This window comes from Mesorhizobium sp. M0243, from assembly GCF_040321775.1.
In the GTDB taxonomy this organism is placed as follows: domain Bacteria; phylum Pseudomonadota; class Alphaproteobacteria; order Rhizobiales; family Rhizobiaceae; genus Mesorhizobium.
Map to the genome: position 1 here is coordinate 114,991 of NZ_JAMYSF010000014.1, position 19,693 is coordinate 134,683.

A 19,693-nucleotide genomic window follows, 5' to 3' on the forward strand; every position below is an offset into this window, starting at 1 on the left:
AAAGTGCATTCCTCTGCGGAGAAACAGCCCCCTCATAGCTCTGCAGCAAGACTAGCCATCTCATCTCGACGAGCTGATCGCTGAAGTTGCTGTCGGAGGCACTCTTGTTCTCCAGCACGCTGAAGTAGACCACGACAGTGCCAGTGGCAGGGTTTGCAAGCATGTACTGACCGCCCCAGCGCCGTGGCCGAGCCAAGTGCCGTCCGTCATCGTTTGGCGGCTATAGCGGCGCGACTTCTGTAGGGACGGCCCCGGATTGCGGCGGGTATCTTCGATGAAGGCGGCATCGCCCACGCGGCGCCCCTCGACCCGCTCGCCCTTGCGCGGAAGAGCAGGCCGTAGCGCGGGCGGAGAGGCAGGCGCCGCCGTTGACCAGCGGCACGCCCTCACGGTCGCAGGTGATATGGAAGCACCCTTCGATGCCCGCGGCCTCGACAATCTCGATCAGCCGGTGGCGCAGCGGCCGGCCACTGGCGCGCTCGACTATCCACCCGATGACTTCGCTGTTAGTCGACTTGTAGAGCGCGTGGCCCGTACGGTTCGCGAGATCATCGCTAGCGACTCCACAGAGGAAGGCTCGAATTGTGCCCTCCGTCTCGCCCTCCGGTGGCAAGCGCCGTCCTGCGTCGCGCTCCATGGCAAACCACGTCGCGCAGGGGTCGTTGAGATCCTCGGAGAAGTCGTTGGCAACGTTCATGTCGGCGACATCGCGCAGCGTTGCATCCGCAGAGCCCGCGCCGATCTCGGGCAGGTAGTCCCTAACTCTGCGGTCAAGGTCGACGAGGCCGTCGGCGACGCAGCGGCCGAGCAAGAGGTTGAGCGTCGTCTTGGTGATCGATTGGATGCTGTGAGGCCTATCGGGACCGATGTCCGGCGCATACGCCTCGTATAGGATGCGTCCGCCCTGCACCACGACGAAGGCGGAGAAATGCGGCATGGCGAGGAAACGAGCGACCTCAGGACGTTCGCCGATCGTCCAGTCGATCTGCTTCATGAGGGGAAAGACCGAGGCTGCGCGGAAGGAGAGGCTGTAACGGGCCATCCTGTGGAGGTTGTGGAAGCCATGCGGCGGTAGTCAGGCAGGTTCCAGCGCGGCTTGTTGTCGGCAGCTATGACGAGGTCGGGGGTCCTCCAATGCGGATCAGCCCGACAGGAATCATTTCGCCCGCGCTCAACAAAGAGGCCAAACCGACGGCATCGTATTCTGCATGTTCACTCACCGTCATTTCGCGTCCTTCTTTTTCCATTAAAGGAGCGACGCCTGGTTAGCTTCGCCATGAGGGATCGCAGCCACTTCGTCGGACACTTACGCGGCAACAGCGTGGTCCATTCGGTTGAGGAGCGCCATGGGAATCCCATCGTCGTGGTCCGGCCTTACATGTTGCTGTGACTACGCCCAGTCGCGGTAGGGACCAGTGCCTTTAGAACGTCAGTCATCTTCAGCGTTCCCACGCGGGCGCCATCCGAATGCACTGCAAAGGACTTGTCGGCCGCGCCATGGGATTTGAGGATTGCCCGCTCCAAGGTGTCGTCGCCATCGAGCACTTCGTAGCCGTCACCTTCGACCGTCGTCTTTTCCATCACCGAGCGGACGCGAAGCACCCGGGCACGGTTGATATCGCTGACGAAGTCTTCGATGTAGGAGGCGGCCGGGTGGAGCAGGATGTATTGCGGTTCCCCCTGCTGCACGATCTCACCGTCTTTCAGGATCACTAGGTGGTCGGCAAGCTTGAGGGCCTCATCGAGGTCATGAGTGATGAATACAACCGTTTTCTGGAGGTCTTTCTGCAACTCCAGGAGGAGGTCCTGCATGCTTGACCGGATCAGGGGGTCTAGCGCGGAATAGGCCTCGTCCATAAGCATGAGCTCGGAGTTCGACGTCAGCGCCCGCGCGAGGCCGACGCGCTGCTGCATGCCACCCGAGAGTTGATGGGGATACAGCGCCTCCGAGCCCGCGAGGCCGACCCTGCTCAGCCACTTGCGAGCCGTTTCGTCGGTCTTGGACCGCCCGTCCCCGCGCACCGAACATGGCATGCCGGCGTTGCGCAGGACCGTTTCATGCGGCAGCAGCGCAAACTTTTGAAAGACCATGGACATCTGGGTCCGGCGCAGATGCTGGAGCCGGAGCCGATCGAGCTTCATAATGTCTGTGCCATTGACGATCACCTCACCGGCCGTAGGGTCGACAAGGCGGTTGAGGTGACGGATCAAGGTTGATTTTCCGGAGCCCGACAGCCCCATGATCACCGTGATCTCGCCTTTTTTGATTTCAACATTGATGTCGCGCAACCCGAGCACATGGCCATGGGCTTGCAGCATATCCTTTTTGTGCATCCCGGCCTTCGCACAGGACACCATGGCCTGCGCGTTGTTGCCGAAGATCTTGTAAAGGTTGCGGATGGATACGAAGGTCTCAGTCATGCTCATGTCCGCGACGGGTGCATCTTGTTGACGCGCTGGAGGGCAGCCCGGCTGACTCGGTCGAGAACAATGGCCAGGAGGACAATGCCGAGGCCTGCGACAAGGCCGACGCCGAGTTCAAGTTTGTTGATACCGCGCAGCACAAGGGTTCCAAGGCCGGGCGCGGACACCAGCGAAGCGATGACAACCATGGATAACGACAGCATGATCGTCTGGTTGATACCAGCCATGATGTTCGGCAGGGCGAGCGGCAACTGGACGCGATAGAGCTTTTGCCAGGAAGTCATGCCGAAGGCCTCCCCCGCCTCCAGAACGTCCTTGTCCACCAGTCGGATGCCGAGGTTCGTGAGCCTGATCGACGGCACGATCGCATAGAGAATGATCGCGATGCCATACAGCTTCGGCTCCGTGACGCTGAATAGGAAGATCAGCGGGATGAGATAGACAAAGGTGGGCAACGTCTGCAGCAAGTCGAGAAAAGGCGTCAGCCAACCCTCTAACCGGTTGCTGCGCGACATCGCGATGCCGATTGGCACGCCGAACAGGACGCAGATGAATGTACAGACCATGATGATGGCGAGCGTCTGCATCGCGTAGCCAAAATGGTCAACGAACGCCAACCCCAGCAACACCACCAGCACGAAAACCGTCACGCCGGTGCGACGTCCGGCAAAATGGGCGATGGCGACCAGGATCAGGATCGCGGCCCACCAAGGAAGGGACTGCATCAGATCGATGGCGTTGCGCAAGGCCCAGCTCAATGGCTGCGTCACCGGGTCCAGAACGACTTTGACGGGGTCTTTCACGTCCAGGAACAGACGTTCCAAGCCGGCCGTCATGTCGCGGGTGCGTGGGATGGCGCCGCAGGCCTTATGAAGGACGTCTAGGGATGGAAACGGGAAAGACTCGGTTTGGTCGGTCCCCGCTGCGCCGGCCTTTGCAAGTAGATCGTCCATCGACATGGGACCGCCGATGGCGCCGGCGTCGCACGAGGACCGCAGTCCCAGCGTGTCAAAAGCTTTTTCGTAAGCTGCCATGTCTAGCCTTAAATCGCCGCAATCCGGCAGCCACGTTCATCAGGGGGCGGCCACCGGAATTTATCGAGAGGTGCTTGTCGACTTGCTTAAGGTGCCGCCAAGCGTTCGCTCCTTGCCAATCCAATCACCAGGCCGACACATCAGTTGGGTGCGGAGCGCAGTGAGTGAAATGGTGGATCTCACTTGAGGACCGCCGCGAGCTTTTCCTTGGCTTCCGGGCTGAGCCAGTTCGCCCACACCGTCTTGTAGGTGGTCAGGAAGTGGACCGCTGATTCATCGGCAGAAGCCTTCTTGCTGTCCTGCCAGGCGAGGGTCTCGCTCATCTGCGCGTTAGTGAAGCTGACCTTCGACATCAGGTCGGCAATCTCCGGCTCACGCTTTTCAAAATCCGTTGTCGCGGCCGTCACGACCTCTGCCGGCGGGTAAGCCGATTTGCCCGGCGTCTTGCAGGTCTCAACCGCGTTGCAGGCATGGATGTCAGCCACATAAGGGCCGATGTCGACCTTGACCATTTTGTATTTGCCGAGCACCGAGGTCGGCCCCCAATAATAGCCAAACCAGGGCTGCTTGTTTTCGTTGGCTGCCGCGATAGCGGCCGCAAGGGTCTCGCCGGACCCGTGGTTGAAGACCTCAATCCCATGGCCTTTCAAATCAAAGGCTTCGGCGAGGTGGTCGTTCGTAATCTTGCAGCCCCAGCCTTCTGGACAGTTGTGGAATTTGCCGCCGACCCAGTCCGGATGCGCCAAGATGCCATCGATTTTCGCCAATTCCGGATGCTCATCCACCAGGTACTGCGGAACCCACCACGCGTCGATGCCGCCATCGGATAGGACATGGCCCAAGGTCTTGACCTTACCGGCAGTCACCAGGCCCGGATAGGCGGGCGCGCCATTGAGCCAAAGCTCGGTAACGATGTCGGGCCGGCCGGACTCGGCAACTGACGTAACAGCAGTCGCCGTCGCCGACGGAACTACCGTAACTTTGCAGCCGTAGCCCTGCTCCATCAGGAACTTGGAGGCGGCCGTGACGATCGAACCCGAGGCCCAGTTCATCTCGGTAATGGTGACGTCGCCGCATTTCGCTTCGGCCGCGGTCGCGGCGATGGTAGCGACAAAGGCAGCGGCAGTGAGTTTGAGGGTGTGTGAGAGCATTGTTTTCTCCTGTTGGTGTTCCATTCCAGGCGATGTCCTCGGCAGTCAAAGGCTACCGAGGCGGTTCCCCACATCAGCAATTATAGGAACGCCGAACATTTAACTAACGAATATAATTCCATCCTGACATCGACTTTTTCGATGTGGCGAAGCGCTCCACGGCAGCCTCATCGAACGTAAAACCGGTGCCGGGACGGGTGGGTATGAGGATGTCGCCATCCGCGATCTCCATCTCTTCGCGGAACAGCGGGGCATACCACGGCATGTGTTCCACAGAGATGCAATTGGCGGCAGATCCGGCAATGCACAGACTGTGCTCCGTGAAAATATGGGTGGAAATCGGCAGACAGTATGCTTCCGCCAAGGCCGCCACCCGGCGCATTTCGGTGAGCCCGCCAATCCTCTGCAGGTCCGGCATCAACACATCGGCGGCGCGCGCGTCGATCGTGTTGCGGATGCCGAAGCGTGTCCACTCTGTCTCACCTGAAGCAATCGCCATATCGAGCGCATTGCGGACCTCGGCCTGGCCCGCGAGGTCATGGACTGAGACCGGCTCTTCGAGCCATCCGATGTCGAGCTCCTCAAGCATCCTGCCAAGACGGATGGCCTGCTTTGGCGTGAGAGCTTGGTTGGCGTCCGTCAGGATTTCGATGGAGGGGCCGACCGCCTCCCGAACCGCCTTTACGCGCTCGAAATCCTTTCGCGGGTCGGCATTGCCGACGCGCACCTTCATCGCCCGAAAACCCCGATCCAGAAAGATCGCCGCCTCATCGACCAGCTCGTCTATGCTCTGGGAAAGCCATAGCCCGCCGCTGGCGTATGTGCGGATGCGATCCCGGCACGCCCCGAACAGATGATGAAGCGGCCGGTCGGCGCTTTTGCCGACGAGATCCCAGCAGGCCGTGTCGAGCGCAGAAAGGGCAGAGATCGTGACGCCGGCATAGCCGGTCGGGTTGATTTCCGCCCATATGGAAGAATTGATCGCTGTCACATAATGGGGGTCCTGACCCACAATGCAATGTGAAAAGCCGCGGACCATCTCGTCGAAGGCTTTGAGCCGGACTGCGTTCAGCGTGAAAAGATAGCTCTGACCAACCAGCCCGACATCGGTTTCCAAGTAGACAAGCAGGCAGCCGACCGATCGCATATCATGGATTGCAGTGGTAATCGGCTTCGCGAATGGAACATTGGTGAGCCGGGTCTTCAACGCTGTGATTTTCATGTTATTTCTCTGGCAGTCCACTGGAAATACAGACGATAGTGTCGCGCAAAGCATCCATAGCGATTTCGATAGATTCTGGCGCAATGACGTCAATCCGCACGGCGACGAAAACTGTTCGTTGAAAGCGCGGCGCCCCCTCGACCCGATGCAGGCGGCCGGATTTGACGAGAGACTCCACGGATTCCGCCAGGAAATACCCAGAGCCGCTGTTGGCCAGGATATGATCCATTGCCACCGCGGAATTGCGAATCGTCAGCTTATGGCTAAACACGCCGGGGAAATGCATGCTGTGCTGGGCCCGGAACGTCTCCCCCCAATCAACGAAAACGTAGCCAGGAACAACACCGCTCTGAACAGCACGTGGTTTGGTCGACACCATCACGAGTTCTTCGCTGTTGAGGGGCTCGATTCGCGCCTCCGCGCAGTGACGCGGGTCATAGAGCACCGCAATGTCAAGCAGTCCGGCTCGCAGTTTCTCCATAAGTATATCCGAATGCTCACTAAGCGCGCTTGCGACGCCATCCGGTAAAGCCTTGGCCATGCGTTCCAACCAGCCCGGCACGACGCGAGGCCAGTGATTATCCTCGACCCCCAGAGTGACAAAAGCATTCAGGCCTTCCGGCAGCGTGGCGACCTGCTGACCGCGCTCCCAGGCCCGGACGATATTCACCGCGCTCGAATGAAACTGATGACCGCCCGTCGTAAGGGCCACTCCGTTGCGCTTGCGGTGAAACAGCTGGCGGTTCAACCGACGTTCAAGTGCCTTGATCCGAGCACTGATGGTCGACTGGGTAACGTTCAGCTGGTCGGCGGCGTGCTGGAAGCTGCCGGTCGAGCCGACTTCCAAAAATGCCCTGATATGCTCGATGTTCAATAAACCTGCCTTCAAATCGAATTCTTCGATATGACTCCCTAATTATATTCGTTTGCCACGTCAATCTGGGTGAGAAAGAGTGGTTAGGATCGGTCAGGACGCGACAGCTGGAGCGCCGAAACGGCCCTGACTGGCCATTGAACGGAGATATATATGCGGATTGCATTCATTGGGTTGGGCAACATGGGCGGGCCAATGGCCAGCAACCTGGCGCGCGCCGGATACGAGCTCGCGCTGTTCGACCTGGATACAAACAAGGTTGATGCGGTGCGGGCGACTGGAGCAGCGGCCGGCAACTAGGCGATCTCGTCGGCCGTAACCGCTGCCGAGGCGGCCTCCGGTGCCGATATCGCGTTTACATCACTGCCAAATCCAAAGATCATCGAAGCCGTCGCGTTATCTGATGAGGGCGTGCTGGGGGCGCTGCCGAAAGGCGCGGTCTGGATAGACCTTTCAACGAACAACCTCGAATGCGAGCGCCGCATCCGCACCGCCGCCGACGCTAGCGGGATCGATTTTCTGGACGCTCCGGTTTCCGGCGGCATCGAAGGAGCATCTGCCGGAACTTTGATGATCATGGTTGGCGGCGACGCGCAGGTATTTGCGCGCTGCAAACCCATCTTGGATAAGATAGGCAACCGGGTCATGCACCTTGGCCCCCACGGGGCGGGCTATGTCGCCAAGATTGCACAAGTCGTGCTCTGCTATCTCAACTCGGTAGCGCTCAGCGAGGCCCTGATGCTGGGGGTAAAAGGTGGGGTTCCTGCTCACATCATGCTGGGCATCATCCAGGGCAGCACCGGCGCAAGTTACGTCGCGGATCGCTACGGTCCAGCTATTCTCGACGGCAGTTACGATCCCGGCTTCGCACTGGGGCTCGCGCACAAAGACATGGCCCTGACCCTGGAGCTAGCAGGATCTGTAGGAGCCACCCTTCCCATGTGCGAGCAGGTTGAGGCGATCTACAAGAAAGCAGTCGACCAGTACGGTTTTGACCAGAACCATCTCATGGCCGTGAAGCTCCTGGAAGAGCAAAATGGCACATTCCTCCGCTCCACCTGACAACAACCGATCAAAAGGACCACCAATGGCACATGAGATGAAAGCCGAGGACTTCAGCGTCCAGGGCGGCCACGCGAACATCTCCAAGGAAGAATGGGAAGCGCGAGTCGACCTTGCCGCCCTGTACCGTCTCGCCAACATTTATGGCTATGACGACCTGATCTGGAACCACATCACAATGCGTGTCCCAGGCACCGACCACCAGTTCCTTCTGAACCGCTTCGGACTGCTTTACAACGAGGTTACCGCGTCCAACCTGATAAAGGTCGACGAGCAGGGCAAGGTTCTCTACGGCCCCCCGGACGTCAATACCGCAGGCTTCGTCATTCATTCCGCAATTCACAACACCCATCACGACATGAAGGTCGTCTTCCACAGCCACGCGCCGGCGGGCCTCGCTATTACGGCGCTGCAAGATGGCCTTGAGTTCCTGACCCAGGATGGCTCGATGCTTTGGGGTGACATCGGTTATCATGACTGGGAAGGACTGTCTCTGACGCTCGAGGAGCGGGATCGCCTCGCCAAGAACATCGAAGGCAAAAAGTGCTTGATCATGAAGAACCATGGGTTCCTCGCGGTCGGTGCAAACGCCGGTGAAGCCTTCATGAACCTTTATTACACGGTCCGCGCCTGCCGCGTGTTGATCGACGCCTATTCCACAGGCCTGAAGCTCGACAAGAGTAGTGACGAAATCTGGCGTCTGGCCCATCGTCAGTATGACGATTTCCCGCTTGGCAAATATGAATGGCCGGCGCTGTTGCGCCAGTGTGACCGGGTCGATCCTTCGTATCGCTATTAATCTGACAGCTTGAACCCCGGCAGACACTAGCCGGGTTTCCAGCGCCAATTCATTTTCAAAGTCCCGCACGGAGGTCGAACGACCCGCCGTCCCTTCAGTGCGAGCCGAATTCCTTCCAGAGGGGCACCCGAACCGATGACCATCCTGTTGAACAACCATGGTTACGACAATGAAAGCTGGCGAAGGGAAATCTGCCGCCAGCTTCCTGAATTGCCTGTCAAAGTGTTCGGTGAACCGATTGATCCCAATGAGGTCGTCTATGCGATGGTCTGGAACCACCCCGCAGGTGACCTTAACCGCTATCCGAATCTCAAGGCAATTTTCTCGCTCGGCGCCGGCGCCGAGCATTTCGTGGCAGATACAAGCTTGCCCCACGTTCCGGTTATTCTGCTCGCCGACCCAGCCGTCGCTCGCGACATGGCTGCCCATGCGCTGTACTGGGTGCTTACCTTCCACAGGCGCTATGGGGATTACCGTTCACAACAGAAGGACCGTGTCTGGCATCGCAAGAGTATCGTACCGACGCGGGAGTTTCGGGCCGGAATCTTCGGCCTGGGTCGCATCGGCACGGAAGTCGCCAGCCGTATCCATGATTTCGGATATGCCGTCAGCGGGTGGGATGGCAGCAAGCGACAGATCGAAGGGGTGGACTGCTATCACGGGACGGGATCCCTCATGACATTCTTGGGCAACACCGATGTGGTCATCAATGCGCTGCCCCTCTCACAAAAGACCCGTCATTTCCTGGATGCCGATATCTTTGCCGCGATGCGTCAAGGTGGATTCTTCATCAACATTAGCCGAGGAGCGGTCGTCGATGACGATGCGCTGCTCGAAGCGCTCGATCGCGGCCACGTTGCGGGCGCGGCATTGGATGCATTTGCCCAGGAGCCGCTTCCTGTCGAGCATCCATACTGGTCTCATCCGCGCGTGTTTGTGACACCCCATATGTCCGGGGCGACGTTTGCGTCTAGCGCAGCCGCAGTGATCGCGAACAATGTCCGCCGCCTCGAACTCGGGCTTGACGTCGCTCCGTTGTTCAACAGGGAAGCGGGCTACTAGGACTGCCGGCACACGCAAACAGCTGGCACGAGTAGGTGCTATCGCGGATCGCCACTCAAATCGCGGCAGGCTGAAAGCCCTGCGAAGGCACATTTAGATATCTCCTGGCGGGGAGCCCACGCGCTTCATGGGGCGCTATCAGATGAGCCGCGCGAAAACATTTCGAAAAGTGGGACGCAGAAATGAAGCCGCATGCAATCGCTACCTCCAGCACCGGGAGTGTCGACTGGGCAAGCAGGAGCCTCGCGTGCTCCAGCCTCAGTTCCCGGAAATAGCGACGTGGGGAACGGCCAAGCTCATTGCGGAAAAGCCGCTCGATTTGCCTCCTAGAGAGCGCCACAGCTGCTGCGAGTTCCGCCATGGCAAGAGGTGAGGCCAGGTTCTCTTGCATCAACCGAATGAGTTTCACAACCGTGGGATTGATGGTTCCATGCTGGCGCAACAGCGGTAGCCGCTGACGCTCATCGCCGGCCCGGATGCGACCTGCCACGGCCAGTTCACCGACATTCACCGCGACAGGTTCACCGCAATGTTGTTTAACGAACTGGGCCATCATGTCGAAGGCCGCCGCCCCTCCGGCGCAGGTCCAGATATTATCGTCGACCTCGTAGACGGTGGTCACGGATTCAATATGCATGAAGTGCTCTTTGAAGGCAGGGTACGCCTCCCAATGAATCGAGCACTTCCGATCATTCAGCAGCCCGGTTTTCGCCAAGGCGACGACACCGCTTCCAAATGCTCCAATCATGATCCTGCGCTGCCTGCATTCCCGCAGCCATGCGTTCAGCGCTTTGCTTTCGCGGCCGTCGTTGGGCTCGTCGCCACAGACAATAGCCATGAGAGGGCGATCGGGGTGCGACTGATGCCGGCGCTCCTGCGCCAAGTCGCCATCGGCAGCGACCGAGATGCCACAACTTGCATTAACGGCTTCACCAGCATGGGAAACCGTGCGCCAGCGAAAAACATCGCGCCTGGCCGCGCGGTTCGCCAGCCTCAAGACCTCCAAAGCCGACGACAGGGCGAGCAATTCGAAGCCGGGCGCCAGATAAAATGTTACAGTTCCGATCTCGGGGGCGGCTGATGTCCATGTATCGGGAGACCAGTGATTGACCATTTCAGAGCTCTCCGGCAGCGTTCTCGAGGCGACGCTGGTAATCAGATCGCACCCATATGAACGTTCGGGGGCATCCACGAAAAGGACATTTGCGTCGGCATGGCAGTAGTTTTGCGACAAGGCACGGCCCGTCCAGAACCCGGGATGGCGCCAGGGCGCATTCGCGGGCCGTTGTCCGTCGGGTTTCTCCTCCTTAGCCGCTTTACGCTTGGGGCGTTCGCCAATTTCGTCGACGTGCTCCGCCTGGCCGCGGACGACGGCGACCGCAGTCGCCCCATTCGTTGCCAATGGCGTATCATCTCGCCCGACATGTCGCCGATCCTGTCGAGCTGTGGCGTCGCAATCTCTCCCCATGAGAGAATTGGCGATCTCCGTCGCTTTGACTACCTTATTATTGTGGGCGGTGTCCTTGAGCAGGATAGTCTCCTGGTCGACACGCGTTTTGACGAGCATCTTCGAAATGCTGCCGCTTTAGGCATTCCCCTGGTGGGGCTGTGTACCGGTTCGTTCATCCTGCACCGGGCCGGCCTCATGGACGGTTACCGCTGTTGTGTCAGTTGGTTCCACAATTCGGATTTCCTTCGGCTTTTCGATGGCTTGCAGGCCGTGTCCGATCAGATCTTCGTGGTCGATCGCGACCGACTGACCTGTTCAGGCGGCGCCAGTACCGCGCACTTGGCCGCGTTTCTTGTCGACCGACACCTTGGCAAGGCTCTCGCAGCTAAGAGCTTGCGGATCATGATGTTCAACGAGGCGGCGAAGGGCGAGACGGCCCAGCCGACGGGAAGGCTGGAGATCGTGGTTCGGGACGAAGTCCTGAAACGGGTTGTGCTGCTGATGCAGCACCACCTGGACGTTCCGCTTACCATCGACCAGCTCGCCGGCAAGCTCGACTTGAGCAAGCGGCTGATCGAGCGTCGCTTCCGGTCCGAACTCCGTACATCTCCGCGAGTAATATATACCCAGATCCGTCTCGACCATGCACGCCACCTGTTAGCACGGAGCGAGAAATCGATTTCCACGATTGCGTTTGAGTGTGGCTTTTGTGACGGCTCACATCTGAGCCGTGTATTCCGCGATCACTACCAGCAGACCCCCCAACAATTTCGGCTCCAGAGCTTCAGTCCGCTGTCCGATGCTGCTGCGCAAGGCGCTTACATGTCAGGCGGTGCCTGACAGAACTGGCCCTCCGCGCCCCTACGGCTCGATAGGCGTTTCCAGTTCCTGCCGACCAGTGTTTCTATTTCGAGATCATTGTGGCCATAGTTGAGGGCACCTGCGCCGCAGAGAAAATCGATAAACCCGAAGCCATTCTCAGCCTCCAGAGTGGCTCCTGCGCCCTTCCGGAATACAACAGGAAAGGATCGCGAATATGACCGCACGTTCGATTCGAGGTTTTCGAAAGCAGATTGCGAATTGGAACTACTCTTTTGAGGCATGTTCGTTTCCTTAACCAGACGATTACCTTAGGCACATTCACTCTTGAAGCGATCGTTGCTCTGTCTTTCTTTACTGCTACAGTCCATCGGCGCGGCGACTCCGCGGTTTTTTAACGGCAACCTCGACCCGAGCACCCACCCGAAATGATGGTATTTCACTGGCTGTTCGTTGGTACACTCCCAATTCCGAGTGAGAATACAAGCGGCGCGTTGTACGTTACACCGCCCAACTTGATCGGCTCTGGCGATCCGTTGCTCGCGAGCTCTCTGCGGCCCATCTGTCAACTTACGCAGCTCAAGTAAGGACTGTACAGCGGAAATGTCACAGATTCAGGCATTTTGGCGATTACTGCCAATGCCGTGATCGCGTTGTAGTAGGCGACTTCTGTCGGCATTTCATTGTTCGCATGCGCCAGCGCATGCAATACGCTCCGGTCCGTGTGAAAATCGATGTTGAATGAAATCGAGGTCGAGAAGCTGCGAACATGGTGGAGGGTTCCTGGTGGCATATACAGGATGTCGCCAGCACATACGGTGACGACGACGGGTGTCGCTTGCTCATATTGCGGAAAGCGCACATGGTCCGGTTGCTCGGGATCCACATCAAACCACCTCCAACCGCGGCGACCGCAGCACTTAGCTTGGCTAGGAGGAAGAATGGTGAACTGCTTGTCGCCGTAAATCTGGAAGAAGAGGTTGTGACTTAGCAAGGTGTCGAAGTGGAGCGGGGTAACGGTGCCTGCCGGGCCCATGAAGAACTGGGAGTAGCGCCACCAATGCGACCGATACGACGGATCGAGAAAATTTGCCGGAAAGGGCTGACAATCCTCCGCCAGATTTTCCACCAAGCCGAGTAGGGGAATGTCATGGCAGTACGGATCTGCCCTCGCGTTCGATGAGGCCCCATACCCCTCCGGCGGTTGCTCCATGACGAACCGAGCGTAGTCTGCGAGCCGCCAAGAGGAAACTTTGATTTCGCTCCTGTTAAGCGTCTTGACGGGCACAGTGAGTGATCCGGCGATCTCTTCAAAATCCTGCGGCGACCAGCGCTGGCAGGCCTTCCAAGTCGCGCAACCGTCACGTAGAAGAACTGGCCGCATTGCATCCCGATAATTCGTCGCAAATTCCCAATCAGACAACTCTGTTACGACTGGAACACTGGAACCTCTGACCAGCCAGAGTCTTCTAACGTCGAGAATGAGGGATCACGACGGCCACCATCGCGCCCGCACGATTTGCTCTCGCACATGGGGTTGTCGAGCCCGTCGGTCGAATGCCTCGATCACGACTTGTCCACTTGTCCTGGCCCAGGCGATCGTCATCTCCGGCTTTGTCAACCGCGCGCCGCATGACATCACCCGGATGACACATACCCGTCTTGCGCGGGATTGTCGGCCGTTCTTACAGTTCCAGCGTCTCCATGAGCAATGCCCAGGGTGCAAGGCCGATACCGAGGCGTCTGGAGCCATCCTCAGGAGTTGGATGCAAGGTTGGCGCGGATCGTGCCGCGCATGCGACTTACGATTGACCGAATCGCGCCGGGAGCCCTCGGAGCGACAATGCAATCCCGGACAATATTCTCACCGACGCCCACGAAGGCCAACGCCTGTTTGAAAATTATGCGACCGCGACGACCGCATTCGACCTATCACCCGTCACCATGTTCACCTTGCTGACGAGACGGCGCATCCCCAACCGACTAGAGTTCCGCCTGGATCCTGGCCGTCCGTACCGGGTGAAAAACCGAGGAGCTAGCTGGCGGCAAAAGCGTCAACGGGATCCTCGGCAAGGTGGGTGTCTATCCAATGCCGGTTCGAAGCGCCCTCCTCCTTGAAGGCTTGGCGCGAGCGATGCGGGCGCCTCTTGAAACGATAGAGCGCATTCGCTCCTACAAGGTCATCAGCCTTAGCGATCTCCTGGAACAAGATCCGTTCTGGGTTCTGGGCGCCACGATCGCAGCTTGGACAGTTACTCGAGAATGATGGTCGCGCCCTTATCAGGTTAGGTGTCTATCCCTGATGCCCATGCTACGATTCTCACCATAAAGGGTATGCTGACAAACTCTATCTGACCGCGCTTTTGCTCCACCGTGGGCACAGCCCAATCAGATCCGCAAAATGCAGCATGATCTGTCGGCGCGCACGGAGCTCGCCTTGGAAGCGGGGCTGCGCCTTGCCTGCGGAACTTGCGGATGGCAGCCCGTCTATTAATTTTCCAAAATTATGGTTGCGGGGCCACAATTTTCCTTTAGGATAAATTTTCACAGAAAGACACGAGCCGCTTAGGTCGGCACACTATAGCATGCCTCCTATGGCTTCCGATTGACGGCCAGGTTCAACAACAACGGAATGGACGCTCGTTGAATAAAAGCGCAACAGAACTCCATGAACTTCGATAACCATTAATAATAATGTTTGTCAACTTCTGGGCAGATCCACCAAGATCACTAAACACTTAGTATTTGATTATGTCGATTGATCGTGGCAACGGCATAACCGATGTTCTATCTTTTCTGCGGCATTCGCGAGGGACACTATGAAAATAAAGATGTGTGATGTGTACGCGTACACTCTCAGCTACGTCCATGGCGAATACGTAATGTCTGGGGGCAGAACAGCAACAATGCAGCTCTCAACCGTCATACGTCTTGTCGCAGACAACGAGATGGAAGGCTGGGGAGAGGTCTCCACCCTTGCTGGAACCTATCTACCCAGCTTCACCGGCGGTACCCGTGCCGCCATTCAAGAACTTGCTGAGGGTCTCATCGGCCTCGATCCGCGTAATATCTCTCGGATTCGGCAAATTATGGATGGAAGATTGCTAGGCCAGCAAAGCGCGAAGAGCGCTATTGATATGGCATGCTGGGACCTGTTTGGGAAATCTGTGAATCTTTCAATAGCAGAGTTGCTTGGCGGCGTACTTCAAGAGAGTTTCCCACTCTACGAGGCCGTACCTCTCGGCAGTCCTGCAGCAATGGTTGATTTTGTCGCGAGACGATCTGCGGCGGGTATTCGCACGTTCCAGCTTAAGGTTGGTAACGATCCATACGAAGATGCCGATCGGGTGAAGGAGGTCGCAGCGGCAGCCAAACCCGGGACAACAGTTATCGCTGACTCAAACGGTGGTTGGACTCTTCAGAAGGCGCTTATCGCGGTTAGAGAGATGGCCGGTCTCGATGTCTATGTCGAGCAACCCTGCCGTGACCAAGAGGACTGCGCGCTCGTTAAGGCCACGACAACCCTTCCGATGGTCCTGGACGAGTCGGTCGTCGGCGTTGCGGATCTCTATCATGCGAAGTATCGCGCGGGCGCGGGCTCGGTGAACCTAAAACTCAGCAGACTCGGTGGAATCACTCCTCTCGCCACAATGCGTGACCTCGCCCAGAGCTTGGGCCTGTCCGTGACAATTGAAGACACTTGGGGCGGAGATATTACTACTTCCGCTACCGCGCAATTGGCCGCAAGCAGTCGCCCTGAGCTCATGTTGAGCACTAGCTTCTTCAACACGTGGACGAACGAACATATCGCTCGAGACCCGCCCCGGAGTGTGGATGGCCGTGGAATTGCCCCAACTGGCGCAGGTTTGGGTATCGATGTTGACATGTCTCGCTTAGGTCCACCACTATTTAGTGTAAGGTAAAATAGTAACCGCATGTTTTCCGGCGGGGCACAGTCGGCGTCGAGCCCGACGTACCCCGGATGATCGGAATTCGACCTGCTTGATATCTGCGCCAGATTCTATTGGAGGGACATGGATATACACGGTGAGTTCTGGGCTCTAGTTAGCCACCTCGAACTATAGGCATTTCGCGGGCCGGTTGAGCGGTGCTGATGCTCTGCGTGGACTGAATGACGGCGACTATGCGGGCGAACGTTCGTCCCGGCCATACGGAGCAGGATGAGGTTGTACCGGAGGTTGGATTCAACTCCACAAGCGTGCAGAACGGGGAATTCGCCTCACCGCCTGTTGTCGCCGAGCGCGGAACGAGTTGCGGAAACACTATATGTGGCCCTCAAATTCACCTTCGAGGGCAACCTGGACGGCGACATCGGAGAAGCTGTCACGGCCGAGCTGTTCGGCATCCAACTTGTCTCGACGAATGGGGCTGGCTTCACCCCTGTGGACAACCTCCTGTATTTTTTAAATCGACTTCGCGGCTACAGCGGCCTCTGCCAGACGCCTCGAGTACTCACAACCTGGAAGTGTGCATCCGCCGAAGACTACGCATGTTTCTCTGGCGGCAATGCGGGAACGGGCACAACCGACGTACGGACTCTACGCCCGGTGGTGTTGGAGGGTGGCGCTGTGAGGCGCCCCCTATCCCTATCAATGCTGAATCTTAGGAAGCCTTAGTCCGCCGCCGCAGTCTCCCGCATATCAACCGGGAATGGTTATCGTTCAAAGTCGACATTTCTCTCCGCGATACGAATTTTCTATTGCAAGAGAGTAATTTTCCTTTAAGATAATTAGCCGACGCTGAAATGCGCTCATCAATCATCAATTTGAAAACGGTGTTCGCTGGCTAGCGAACTTTCTGGGAGGAATGGCTTGGACGCCGAAAGAATTCACCGCGATGCGGTCATAATCGATGCCGTTTCGGCGCTTCTTGATAAGAGGGAATACGTGGAGTCCTACAAAGCCGGCGGCGTAACCTGCGTGGCTCCGACTGTTGCGGGAGAGACCGACACGCCCGCAACTGCCCTCAAGGAGATCGGGAGTTGGTTGCACACTATACGCTCCAGGAAAGACCTAAAGCTGGTGCAGAAAGCATCAGACATCGAAGCTGCGAAACGCGATGGCCAGATGGGGATTTTGTTCCATTTCCAGGGCACAGGACCGTTTGAGACGGATCTTAACCTGGTCGAGGCTTTTCAAGCGCTTGGCGTGCGGATGGTGCAGCTAACCTACAACAGGAAAGATTACGTCGGAGACGGATGCGAAGAAGAGATCGACGGCGGGCTAAGCAGGTTTGGAAAGGCCCTCGTCCAGAGGCTGAACGAGAACAGAGTCATCGTCGATTGCACCCATACCGGCTATAAGACGACTATGGATGCCTTGTCGCTGACGACGAGGCCTGCGGTTTTTTCTCACTCCAATTCTGCCGCCGTGTTTCCCAGCAAGAGAAACATCCATGACGATCAGGCAAAGGCGGCAGCGGCCACAGGAGGGCTTGTCGGCGTCAACACTGTTCCTCATTTCCTTGTGTCCGTCAAAGACGGGGCAACGCGGCCGTCGCTTGATGATCTGATCGCACATATCGATCATTTCGTCTCGCTCATCGGCATCGATCATGTTGGCTTAGGACTCGATTACTTTTCAGGAAATCTTCCGTTCTGCGACGTGGATACAGCAATTCGAGACTGGGAGAAATACGTTAGGAAAGGTGCTTTTACCCCTGAGGTCTATCCCCGTCCACCTCATTACTACCCGCCTGAAATTGAAACGCCGGAGATGCTCCTCGGGATGACGGAGGGGCTTATTAGCCGCGGGTACAAGGAAGACGAGGTCCGTAAGATACTGGGATTGAACTGGCTGCGTGTCTTCCGGGAAGTCTGGGGAGAGTGATCTCGTGGCTTTTGACCTGGAAGACCCCCGGAGCCTTGAACCTAAAGTTCTTGCGGTGACCAAACAGCAGATGACCCTTCCCATCCTTTCAGTTTCTCATTTGGTAACCTCCTTCCGGGTGGGAGCGCGCTGGAACCCCGTTGTGAATGACGTGTCGTTCGAGGTCGGCGCGAGGGAGACTGTCGCTGTCGTTGGCGAATCCGGATCCGGCAAGAGCGTGACTGCGCTCTCGATCATGCGGCTAAACTCCGAGCGCTCGAGCGAGGTCAAAGGGTCAATCAAGCTCGAGGGCAAGGAACTGCTCACCCTGCCGGATGCCGAGATGCGCCGGATCCGCGGCAATGAAATTGCCATGATCTTCCAGGAACCGATGACGTCGCTGAACCCGGTGTTGACCATTGGCTTTCAGATCGCCGAAGCGCTGATCCTGCATCGTGGCCTATCACGGTCCGAGGCTGAGGCAGAGACGATTCGACTCTTGGAGAAAGTGCGCATCCCCGCCGCGAAGGCGCGCTTGCACGATTATCCAGACCGCTTCTCCGGCGGCATGCGTCAACGCGTGATGATCGCGATGGCACTAGCCTGTCAGCCGAAACTGCTTATCGCTGACGAGCCGACGACGGCGCTTGACGTGACCATTCAGGCGCAGATCCTCGAGCTGATCAAGGAGTTGCAGGACGAGGAGGGGATGTCAGTCCTCTTTATTACCCACGATATGGGCGTTGTCGCCGAGATCGCCCACCGCACGGTGGTCATGTATAATGGCCAGGTGGTCGAGGCCGCGCCGACCGAGGCCATCTTCAACAGTCCCGAACACCCATATACGCGATCGCTGCTTGCGGCCGTTCCAAAACTCGGCTCGATGAAAGGCCGTAGGCGGCCGATGCGCTTCCCGGTTGTCGACCGCGCGACTGGCCAAGCCGACGTGCCGGCCGAGGTGCCGGACACCATCAAGGAGACCGAGCGCCCAGTGCTGGAGGTCGCCGGCCTGACCAAACGCTTCGAAATCCGTTCGGGTTTGTTTTCTTCGATCAAAGGGCGCGTCTACGCGGTTGAGAATGTCTCTTTCAGCGTCAAGAGCGGCGAAACTTTGGCACTGGTCGGCGAGTCAGGCTGTGGTAAGTCGACGACCGGCCGCGCGGTGATGCGATTGACGGAGCCCCTTTCAGGCTCGATTTTGCTCGACGGTGTCGATCTTCTTAATCTAAGCCAACACGAACTGCGCAAGCACCGTAATCGCATGCAGATGATCTTCCAGGATCCGTTCGCATCGCTCAATCCACGGATGAATGTCGGCACTGCGATCGTCGAGCCGCTGCTGATCAATAATCTCGCCAGCCGTTCGGAAGCACGCGACAAGGTCGCCGACCTCCTGCAGCGAGTTGGTCTTTCGCCCGACATGGTCAACCGCTTTCCGCACGAGTTCTCGGGTGGCCAGCGCCAGCGCATCTGCATTGCGCGTGCGCTTGCGCTCGAGCCGCGACTCATTGTGGCAGACGAGGCGGTCTCGGCGCTCGATGTTTCAGTGAAGGCACAAGTCGTCAACCTGATGCTGGATCTGCAGGCCCGCATGGGGCTCGCCTATCTGTTCATCTCGCATGACATGGCCGTGGTCGAGCGCGTCAGCCACCGCGTCGCTGTCATGTATCTCGGAGAGATCGTTGAGATCGGTCCGCGCGAAGCGATCTTCCAGAATCCGCAGCATCCATATACCAAACGGCTGCTCGCGGCAGTGCCGATCGCCGATCCGGCACGGCGCCTGCAGAAGCGTCCGCTCACCAATGACGAGATTAAAAGCCCAGTACGATCTGCGGACTATGTTCCGCCCGTTCGCCAGTATCGCGAGGTCTCGCCCGGCCACACCGTCATGATCTGGGATTCGGAATGGGACAAGAAGGAAGCGCCGGCCGTCGCTGCCTGACGTTGTTGTGAACGGCCAGAAAAAGG

Annotated in this window: 15 protein-coding genes and 2 pseudogenes; 8 read left to right on the forward strand and 9 right to left on the reverse strand. The window is 58.0% G+C overall.

All coding sequences use genetic code 11. The features are described from left to right. Positions 1–220: 220 nt before the first annotated feature. From NKJ11_RS19385 to NKJ11_RS19410, 6 genes are all read right to left on the reverse strand, one after another. Positions 221–994, reverse strand: a complete 774-nt coding sequence (locus NKJ11_RS19385) for a serine hydrolase (protein WP_352794029.1) — start codon at positions 992–994, stop codon at positions 221–223. Between the two features lie 380 nt (positions 995–1,374). Next, a complete protein-coding gene (locus tag NKJ11_RS19390) occupies positions 1,375–2,427 on the reverse strand; it encodes an ATP-binding cassette domain-containing protein (protein WP_352794030.1) in 1,053 nt (350 codons plus the stop codon). Then, positions 2,424–3,458, reverse strand: a complete 1,035-nt coding sequence (locus NKJ11_RS19395) for an ABC transporter permease (RefSeq protein ID WP_352794032.1) — start codon at positions 3,456–3,458, stop codon at positions 2,424–2,426. Before NKJ11_RS19395 ends, NKJ11_RS19390 begins: the two co-directional genes overlap by 4 nt. 179 nt (positions 3,459–3,637) lie before the next feature. Next, complete coding sequence (locus NKJ11_RS19400) at positions 3,638–4,609, reverse strand: glycine betaine ABC transporter substrate-binding protein (protein ID WP_352794033.1); 972 nt, start codon at positions 4,607–4,609, stop codon at positions 3,638–3,640. A 103-nt stretch (positions 4,610–4,712) separates the two neighbouring features. After that, positions 4,713–5,831, reverse strand: coding sequence for a mandelate racemase/muconate lactonizing enzyme family protein (locus tag NKJ11_RS19405; RefSeq protein WP_352794035.1), 1,119 nt, complete (start codon positions 5,829–5,831; stop codon positions 4,713–4,715). 1 nt (position 5,832) lies between these two features. Continuing rightward, entirely contained in the window at positions 5,833–6,705 is an 873-nt protein-coding gene (locus tag NKJ11_RS19410; protein ID WP_352794036.1) for a LysR family transcriptional regulator, read from the reverse strand. A gap of 153 nt (positions 6,706–6,858) precedes the next feature. On the opposite strand from NKJ11_RS19410, the pseudogene NKJ11_RS19415 reads away from it, so the two are divergent. From NKJ11_RS19415 to NKJ11_RS19425, 3 genes and pseudogenes are all read left to right on the forward strand, one after another. After that, positions 6,859–7,767 (forward strand): annotated as a pseudogene (locus NKJ11_RS19415) (NAD(P)-dependent oxidoreductase). Positions 7,768–7,804: 37 nt separating this feature from the next. Then, the gene (locus NKJ11_RS19420) at positions 7,805–8,566 is read left to right on the forward strand and encodes a class II aldolase/adducin family protein (RefSeq protein ID WP_352794038.1); all 762 of its coding nucleotides are present in this window, start codon (positions 7,805–7,807) and stop codon (positions 8,564–8,566) included. A gap of 135 nt (positions 8,567–8,701) precedes the next feature. Beyond that, a complete protein-coding gene (locus tag NKJ11_RS19425) occupies positions 8,702–9,628 on the forward strand; it encodes a 2-hydroxyacid dehydrogenase (protein ID WP_352794040.1) in 927 nt (308 codons plus the stop codon). 55 nt (positions 9,629–9,683) lie between these two features. On the opposite strand, the gene NKJ11_RS19430 is transcribed toward NKJ11_RS19425, so the two are convergent. Continuing rightward, positions 9,684–10,862, reverse strand: a complete 1,179-nt coding sequence (locus NKJ11_RS19430; protein ID WP_352794042.1) for a GlxA family transcriptional regulator — start codon at positions 10,860–10,862, stop codon at positions 9,684–9,686. Positions 10,863–10,886: 24 nt separating this feature from the next. Between NKJ11_RS19430 and NKJ11_RS19435 the strand changes: the two genes are divergently transcribed. Next, entirely contained in the window at positions 10,887–11,918 is a 1,032-nt protein-coding gene (locus NKJ11_RS19435) for a GlxA family transcriptional regulator (RefSeq protein ID WP_352794044.1), read from the forward strand. A 65-nt stretch (positions 11,919–11,983) separates the two neighbouring features. On the opposite strand, the pseudogene NKJ11_RS19440 reads toward NKJ11_RS19435, so the two are convergent. Both NKJ11_RS19440 and NKJ11_RS19445 read right to left on the reverse strand, forming a co-directional pair. Then, positions 11,984–12,181 (reverse strand): annotated as a pseudogene (locus tag NKJ11_RS19440) (diaminobutyrate--2-oxoglutarate transaminase); the annotation flags it as partial. Positions 12,182–12,462: 281 nt separating this feature from the next. Then, the gene (locus NKJ11_RS19445; RefSeq protein ID WP_352794046.1) at positions 12,463–13,320 is read right to left on the reverse strand and encodes a cupin-like domain-containing protein; all 858 of its coding nucleotides are present in this window, start codon (positions 13,318–13,320) and stop codon (positions 12,463–12,465) included. A 1,396-nt stretch (positions 13,321–14,716) separates the two neighbouring features. Between NKJ11_RS19445 and NKJ11_RS19450 the strand changes: the two genes are divergently transcribed. From NKJ11_RS19450 to NKJ11_RS19460, 4 genes are all read left to right on the forward strand, one after another. Next, entirely contained in the window at positions 14,717–15,820 is a 1,104-nt protein-coding gene (locus tag NKJ11_RS19450) for a mandelate racemase/muconate lactonizing enzyme family protein (protein ID WP_352794048.1), read from the forward strand. A 258-nt stretch (positions 15,821–16,078) separates the two neighbouring features. Next, complete coding sequence (locus NKJ11_RS33870; RefSeq protein ID WP_502905803.1) at positions 16,079–16,534, forward strand: DUF6998 domain-containing protein; 456 nt, start codon at positions 16,079–16,081, stop codon at positions 16,532–16,534. A 195-nt stretch (positions 16,535–16,729) separates the two neighbouring features. Further along, entirely contained in the window at positions 16,730–17,746 is a 1,017-nt protein-coding gene (locus NKJ11_RS19455; RefSeq protein ID WP_352794050.1) for a dipeptidase, read from the forward strand. A gap of 70 nt (positions 17,747–17,816) precedes the next feature. Continuing rightward, a complete protein-coding gene (locus tag NKJ11_RS19460; RefSeq protein ID WP_352794082.1) occupies positions 17,817–19,667 on the forward strand; it encodes an ABC transporter ATP-binding protein in 1,851 nt (616 codons plus the stop codon). Positions 19,668–19,693: the final 26 nt, after the last annotated feature.